The sequence below is a fragment of the Vibrio sp. Vb2960 genome, assembly GCF_033337665.1.
In the GTDB taxonomy this organism is placed as follows: Bacteria; Pseudomonadota; Gammaproteobacteria; order Enterobacterales; family Vibrionaceae; genus Vibrio; species Vibrio alginolyticus.
The window spans coordinates 145,621-153,783 of sequence record NZ_JAWORD010000014.1; the positions used below are offsets into that span (position 1 = coordinate 145,621).

Below are 8,163 nucleotides of genomic sequence, written 5' to 3' on the forward strand. Positions count from 1 at the left end.
TCAGTACTCCACCTTTTCATTCCATTCTGTAGGTACATCGACACGCAAGGCATTTAACAATTGGCCAGTCGCGTTCATAACGCGGTACTTGGCGTACTGCTCTGAGTATCGAGCATCCAAGTAGTTCTTTCTCGCTTCGAAAAGTTCGTTTTCAGTATTTAACAAGTCCAGCAGAGTGCGTTTTCCAATGCGATACTGCTTTTCGTAGGCGATGACAGTTTCAGAGGCCGAATCTACGTGATCCGCTAGGAACTCTTTTTGTTGAAGTGTTAAATCTAACGCACTCCAAGATAGACGAAGACCTTCTTCTACTTGGCGGTATGCACGTTCTCTTAGGTCTTTTGCTTTATTTAGTTGGTAGGCAAAACTTTCAGCGTTGGCTACGTCACTACCACCGTTAAAGAGGTTGTAACGCATACGTAACATTGCTGTTGTCTCTTCGCTGCTTCCTTCGATACCGCTTGCATCATCACGCCATGTTTGAGCCGCTTCTACCGATATCGTTGGGTAGTAAGTTCCCTTAGATTGCTTGTATTGGAACTTTGCAGAGTCCACATCAGCTACCGAAATTTTGATTACTGGATGTGACTCGAATGCCAAGTCAATCGCTTCATCGATGGTGTAGGGAATAAAGTTTTGGTCCGCTCTTGGGAAAATCAATCCTTGTGGTGACTGTCCGACAAGGCGTGTAAAGGTGGTGTGGCTGTCATATAAGTTGTTCTGAGCTGCCACCAAGTTACCGTGAGCCTTTGCTAAACGAGCCTCTACCTGGGTTAGGTCTGCTGTAGAACCGATACCTGAGTTAACTCGCTTTTTAATGTCTTCATAGATCTTCTTATGCACTTTCAAGTTATTCTCGGAAAGTGTAAGAATTTCATAAGCTTTTACTGAGTCTAAATAAACTTTCGCGACCTCTAAAGCGGTGTCTTGGGCATCAGCTAGAAGTTGATAACGGACCGATTCAGCATCAGCTGCTGTTCGATCCATATCATTAAGTGTCGCTGAGCCATCCCATATTAGCTGGGTTAGTGTCACGGTGGCTTCTTTTCTTGTCAGATCGGTTGAATCTCGCCCTGACTCTGCAGGTTTGATTCCTTCGTAACCGATACCGGCATCTAAGTCTACGGATGGGAGGTAAGCACCACCAGATGCTTCATTCACATACTGCTTGCTAACGAATTCATTGAACGCACTTTTGATGTCAGGATTGGTTTTTAATGTGTTTTCAACCGCTTGCTCTAGCGTTTGCCCAAAAGCATGACTAGCGGTGAACATACCAATACAAAAGGCGTTGGCACGAGTCCACTTCACTGTGATTCTCCTAGATAATGGTAAAAATTCTCGAGGTGATAGGGCTTATAAGTGGAATACTTATAAGGGCGTCAATAATTTAGCGCACAATAACATTAATATGCGATGAAGTAACCTGTTGATTCGCTGTTCATTTGTTTCAATTTTGATAAATCAACCTACTAAATCTGCCTAAAACTTGAATTAAGATCTCAAATTAAAGATGGAGGTAATGGCTAGAAACGAGTGTCCAGATTTTAATAAAATAAAACACTTATGCATATGGATTCTTATTGATGTATGACACATAATTACTTTATTGAGCATCAAATTGCTGTTATTGCACTATATATTCGGGCAATATATAGCAAATTAGTATTGTTAGTCAAAAACTTGACAGTTATTTAGGGTTAAGGTTTATATGGATCGTACAGCATTAGTGCCACTCGGTAATCAAGTCGTCGTAATAGGTTTGGATGGGCAGCTGAGAGTCCTTGCAGAAGGACAGCAGCCTCTACCAGGTGAAGTGATAGTGGCAATGACAGATGCTGCGCCTCAAGACCTGAAAATTCAGCTTGCTCAAGAGCAAGGTTTAAAAGATATTTCAGACGATGTAGCACAGATTATTAGTGCTATTGAGCAAGGTCAAGACCCTTCTGCTATTGATGAAGAACTCGCACCTGCAGCGGGTGAAAATAGTGGCTCCAGTTTGCAAAATAGTGCCACGATTGTACGAGATGGTACTGAAGTGCTAGCCTCAACAAACTTTGAAACTATTGGCCTAGAATCCCTCGGCTTATCTGAAACACAAGCGTTGACCTTAAATGACTTCTTCACAACAGGTATCGAGACAAGTGGGGATGGCTCAAGTAAGCCACTTACTAATTCTCCAGTGACATTAAGCGCTGTTGAGGAAGATAGCGATCCAATCACGATAACTACTGAAGAATTACTATCTAATGTCAATATTGATGATGCCGATACTCTTGTCATTACAAACGTCACTATTGAGAGTGGGAATGGCACCTTAATTGATAACAGCGATGGATCTTGGACTTACATTCCAGAGGCTGATGATGACACTGAAGTGTCATTCTCCTATGACATTATTGATAACGATGGCGGTGTTATTAATGGCACTGCTAACTTAGATATTACGCCTGTTAATGACGCGCCAATAGCAACTAATGATGCGATTCAAACTGACGAGGATTCCCAGGTTGTAATTGATGTGCTCGCTAACGACAGTGATATTGAAGGTGATGATTTAATCATTACCTCTGCTTCTGTACCAGAAGAGCAAGGTATCGTTGAGATTATCGATGGTAAGCTTGTTTTCACTCCGGCTGAAAATTTCAACGGTAATGCAACGATTAGCTACACCATCTCAGATGGTGAGTTAGAGGATGAAGCCCAAGTTTCGGTAACAGTAAACTCAGTTAACGATGCGCCTATTGCCTCTAATGATACAACAATTACAGAGGAAGATAGCTCAGTAACGATTGATGTCCTGCCAAACGACACCGACATTGATGGTGATACGCTGTCTATCCAATCGGCATCTGTGCCGAGTGACCAAGGTACAGTTGAAATTGTTGACGGCAAGTTGGTCTTCACACCGGCTGAGAACTTCCATGGTGACGCTGAAATCTCTTACACCGTCACCGATGGTTCGCTGACCGACCAAGCGACGGTCAACGTCACCGTGAATGCGGTGAACGACACGCCTGTGGTTGAAAGCAACATTGCAGACCAAACCTTGGCGGAAGATTTTACGCCATACACCATCAATCTGAATACCGCTTTCAGCGATGTGGATAACGCCGATGGTGAGTTAACGTTTAGTGTCTCTGGCAACAGCAACATTCAAGTGGCGATCGTCAATGGCATTGCTACGTTCACTCCAACCGCAGACTGGAATGGCTCAGAAACCCTAACCTTTACCGCCACCGATCCAAGCGGTGAAAGCGTTAGCCAAACGGTGAACTTCACGGTAGCGCCTGTGGCAGATATTGAATCTGACCGCGCGACGGTTGTGGAAGACACACCAACCATCATTAAGGTTTTAGGTAACGACACGTTCGAAGGCGACGACAAAGTGGTGTCGCTGGATACCAACAATGGACCAGCTAACGGCACGGTCTCGGTCAACCCGGATGGCAGCGTGACCTACACGCCAAACGACAACTACCACGGGACAGACAGCTTTACCTACATCGTCACCTCCGGTGGGGTATCAGAGTCCACCACGGTGAACGTCGATGTCACACCAGTGAATGATGCACCAGTGGCGACCAATGACAATGCCGTTACTGACGAAGACACGCCAGTGACAATTGATGTCCTACCAAACGACACCGATATTGATGGCGATAAGCTGTCGATTGAATCGGCGTCCGTACCTGAAGCGCAAGGCACAGTCGAGATTGTTGATGGCAAACTGGTGTTCACACCGGCTGAGAACTTCCATGGTGACGCTGAAATCACTTACACCATCACCGATGGTGCACTGACTGACCAAGCCACGGTCAACGTCACCGTGAATGCGGTGAACGACGCGCCTGTGGTTGAAAGCAGCATTGCAGACCAAGCCTTGGCGGAAGACTTTACGCCATACAGCATCGATCTGAATACCGCTTTCAGCGATGTGGATAACGTGGATGGCGATCTGAGCTTCAGCGTCTCTGGCAACAGCAACATTCAAGTGGCGATCGTCAACGGTATTGCTACGTTCACTCCAACCGCAGACTGGAACGGCTCAGAAGCATTGACCTTTACTGCCACCGATCCAAGCGGTGAAAGCGTCAGCCAAACGGTGAACTTTACGGTAGCGCCTGTGGCAGATATTGAATCTGACCGCGCGACGGTTGTGGAAGACACGCCGACCATCATTAAGGTCTTAGGTAACGACACGTTCGAAGGCGACGACAAAGTGGTGTCGCTGGATAGCAATAACGGTCCAGCCAACGGCACGGTCTCGGTCAACCCGGATGGCAGCGTCACTTACACGCCAAACGACAACTACCACGGTACAGACAGCTTCACCTACATCGTTACCTCGGGTGGGGTATCGGAGTCCACCACGGTGAACGTCGATGTCACACCAGTCAATGATGCGCCAGTGGCAAAAGGTGATACCGCTGTTACTGACGAAGACACGCCAGTGACAATTGATGTTCTGCCAAACGACACCGACATCGATGGTGATACGCTGTCTATCCAATCGGCGTCCGTACCTGAAACACAAGGCACAGTAGAGATTGTTGACGGCAAACTGGTCTTCACACCGGCCGAGAACTTCAATGGTGACGCCGAAATCACTTACACCATCACCGATGGTTCGCTGACTGATCAAGCGACGGTCAACGTCACCGTAAATGCGGTGAACGACACGCCTGTGGTTGAAAGTAGCATTGCAGACCAAACCTTGGCGGAAGACTTTACGCCATACAGCATCGATCTAAATACCGCTTTCAGCGATGTGGATAACGTGGATGGCGAGTTAACGTTTAGCGTCTCTGGCAACAGCAACGTGTTGGTGTCGATTGAAAATGGCATCGCGACCATTAGCCCAACGGCAGACTGGAACGGCTCAGAAGCGTTAACCTTTACGGCTACCGATCCAAGCGGTGAAAGCGTCAGCCAAACGGTAAACTTTATGGTTGCGCCTGTGGCAGATATTGAATCTGACCGCGCGACGGTTGTGGAAGACACGCCGACCATCATTAACGTTCTAGGTAACGACACGTTTGAAGGCGACGACAAAGTGGTGTCGCTGGATAGCAATAACGGCCCAGCCAACGGCACGGTCTCGGTCAACCCGGACGGCAGTGTCACTTACACGCCAAACGACAACTACCACGGTACAGACAGCTTCACGTACATCGTTACGTCGGGTGGGGTCAGTGAGTCCACCACGGTGAACGTCGATGTCACACCAGTGAACGATGCGCCAGTGGCAAACGATGACACGGCCACAACACAAGAAGATACCGCTGTCACGATTGATGTCCTACCAAACGACACCGATATTGATGGTGATACGCTGTCTATCCAATCAGCGTCTGTGCCGAGTGACCAAGGTACTGTCGAGATTGTTGACGGCAAGTTGGTGTTCACACCGGCTGAGAACTTCCATGGTGACGCTGAAATCACTTACACCGTTAGCGATGATGCACTGACTGACCAAGCGACGGTTAACGTCACCGTGAATGCGGTGAATGACACGCCTGTGGTTGAAAGCGGCATTGCAGACCAAACCTTGGCGGAAGATTTCACGCCATACAGCATCGATCTAAATACCGCTTTCAGTGATGTGGATAACGTGGATGGCGAGCTGAGCTTCAGTGTCTCTGGCAACAGCAACATTCAAGTGGCGATCGTCAACGGTATTGCTACGTTCACTCCAACCGCAGACTGGAACGGCTCAGAAGCGTTAACCTTTACGGCCACCGATCCAAGCGGCGAAAGCGTTAGCCAAACGGTGAACTTCACGGTAGCGCCTGTGGCGGACATCGTGGCAGACAGCGCGACAGTTGTGGAAGACACGCCGACCATCATTAACGTCCTAGGTAACGACACGTTCGAAGGCGACGACAAAGTGGTGTCGCTCGATACCAACAACGGTCCAGCTAACGGCACGGTCTCGGTCAACCCGGATGGCAGCCTCACTTATACACCAAACGACAACTACCACGGTACAGACAGCTTCACTTACATCGTCACCTCCGGTGGCGTCAGTGAGTCCACCACGGTGAACGTCGATGTCACGCCAGTGAACGATGCGCCAGTGGCAAAAGATGACACGGCGATTACTGACGAAGACACGCCAGTGACGATTGATGTTCTGCCAAACGACACCGATATTGATGGCGATAAGCTGTCGATTGAATCGGCGTCCGTACCTGAAGCGCAAGGCACAGTCGAGATTGTTGATGGCAAACTGGTCTTCACACCGGCTGAGAACTTCCATGGTGACGCTGAAATCACTTACACCATCACCGATGGTGCGCTGACCGACCAAGCAACGGTCAACGTCACCGTGAATGCGGTAAACGACGCGCCTGTGGTTGAGAGCAACATCGCAGACCAAACCTTGGCGGAAGACTTTACGCCATACAGCATCGATCTAAATACCGCGTTCAGCGACGTGGATGGCGATCTGAGCTTCAGCGTTGCTGGCAACAGCAACATTCAAGTGGCGATCGTCAACGGTATTGCTACGTTCACTCCAACTGCGGACTGGAACGGCTCTGAAGCGTTGACGTTTACTGCCACCGATCCAAGCGGCGAAAGCGTTAGCCAAACGGTGAACTTCACAGTAGCGCCTGTGGCAGACATCGTGGCAGACAACGCGACGGTTGTGGAAGACACGCCAACCATCATCAAGGTCTTAGATAACGACACGTTCGAAGGCGACGATAAAGTGGTGTGGCTCGATACCAATAACGGTCCAGCTAACGGCACGGTCTCGGTCAACCCGGATGGCAGCGTCACTTACACGCCAAACGACAACTTCCACGGGGCAGACAGCTTTACCTACATCGTCACCTCCGGTGGGGTATCGGAATCCACCACGGTGAACGTCGATGTCACACCAGTCAATGACGCGCCAGTGGCAAAAGATGATACCGCTGTTACTGACGAAGACACGCCAGTGACAATTGATGTCCTACCAAACGACACCGATATTGATGGCGATACGCTGTCTATCCAATCAGCGTCTGTGCCGAGTGAGCAAGGGACAGTCGAGATTGTTGATGGTAAGTTGGTGTTCACACCGGCTGAGAACTTCCATGGTGACGCCGAAATCACTTACACCATCACCGATGGTGCACTGACTGACCAAGCGACGGTCAACGTCACCGTGAATGCGGTGAACGACACGCCTGTGGTTGAAAGCAGCATTGCAGACCAAACCTTGGCGGAAGATTTCACCCCATACAGCATCGATCTAAATACTGCTTTCAGCGATGTGGATAACGTGGATGGCGAGTTAACGTTTAGCGTCTCTGGCAACAGCAACGTGTTGGTGTCGATTGAAAATGGCATCGCGACCATTAGCCCAACGGCAGACTGGAACGGCTCAGAAGCGTTGACCTTTACGGCTACCGATCCAAGCGGCGAAAGCGTTAGCCAAACGGTGAACTTCACAGTTGCGCCTGTGGCGGACATCGTGGCAGATAAAGCGACGGTCGTGGAAGACACGCCGACCATCATAAAGGTCTTAGAGAACGACACGTTCGAAGGCGACGACAAAGTGGTGTCGCTCGATACCAACAACGGTCCAGCCAACGGCACGGTCTCGGTCAACCCGGATGGCAGCGTCACTTACACGCCAAACGACAACTACCACGGTACAGACAGCTTCACCTACATCGTCACCTCCGGTGGGGTATCGGAGTCCACCACGGTGAACGTCGATGTCACACCAGTGAATGATGCACCAGTGGCGACCAATGACAATGCCGTTACTGACGAAGACACGCCAGTGACAATTGATGTCCTACCAAACGACACCGATATTGATGGCGATAAGCTGTCGATTGAATCGGCGTCCGTACCTGAAGCGCAAGGCACAGTCGAGATTGTTGATGGCAAACTGGTGTTCACACCGGCTGAGAACTTCCATGGTGACGCTGAAATCACTTACACCATCACCGATGGTGCACTGACTGACCAAGCGACGGTCAACGTCACGGTGAATGCGGTGAACGACGCGCCTGTGGTTGAAAGCAACATTGCAGACCAAACCTTGGCGGAAGATTTCACGCCATACAGCATCGATCTAAATACTGCTTTCAGCGATGTGGATAACGTGGATGGCGATCTGAGCTTCAGCGTTGCTGGCAACAGCAACATTCAAGTGGCGAT

General features: G+C 49.3%; 2 protein-coding genes. One reads left to right on the forward strand and one right to left on the reverse strand.

What is annotated here, in order from left to right; all coding sequences use genetic code 11:
* The gene (locus tag R7O03_RS14035; RefSeq protein WP_017635971.1) at positions 1–1,311 is read right to left on the reverse strand and encodes a TolC family outer membrane protein; all 1,311 of its coding nucleotides are present in this window, start codon (positions 1,309–1,311) and stop codon (positions 1–3) included.
* 400 nt (positions 1,312–1,711) lie between these two features.
* Here R7O03_RS14035 and R7O03_RS14040 point away from each other — a divergent pair.
* Positions 1,712–8,163 (forward strand): tandem-95 repeat protein (locus R7O03_RS14040; RefSeq protein ID WP_318131784.1); only part of this gene is annotated, 6,452 nt, incomplete at its 3' end.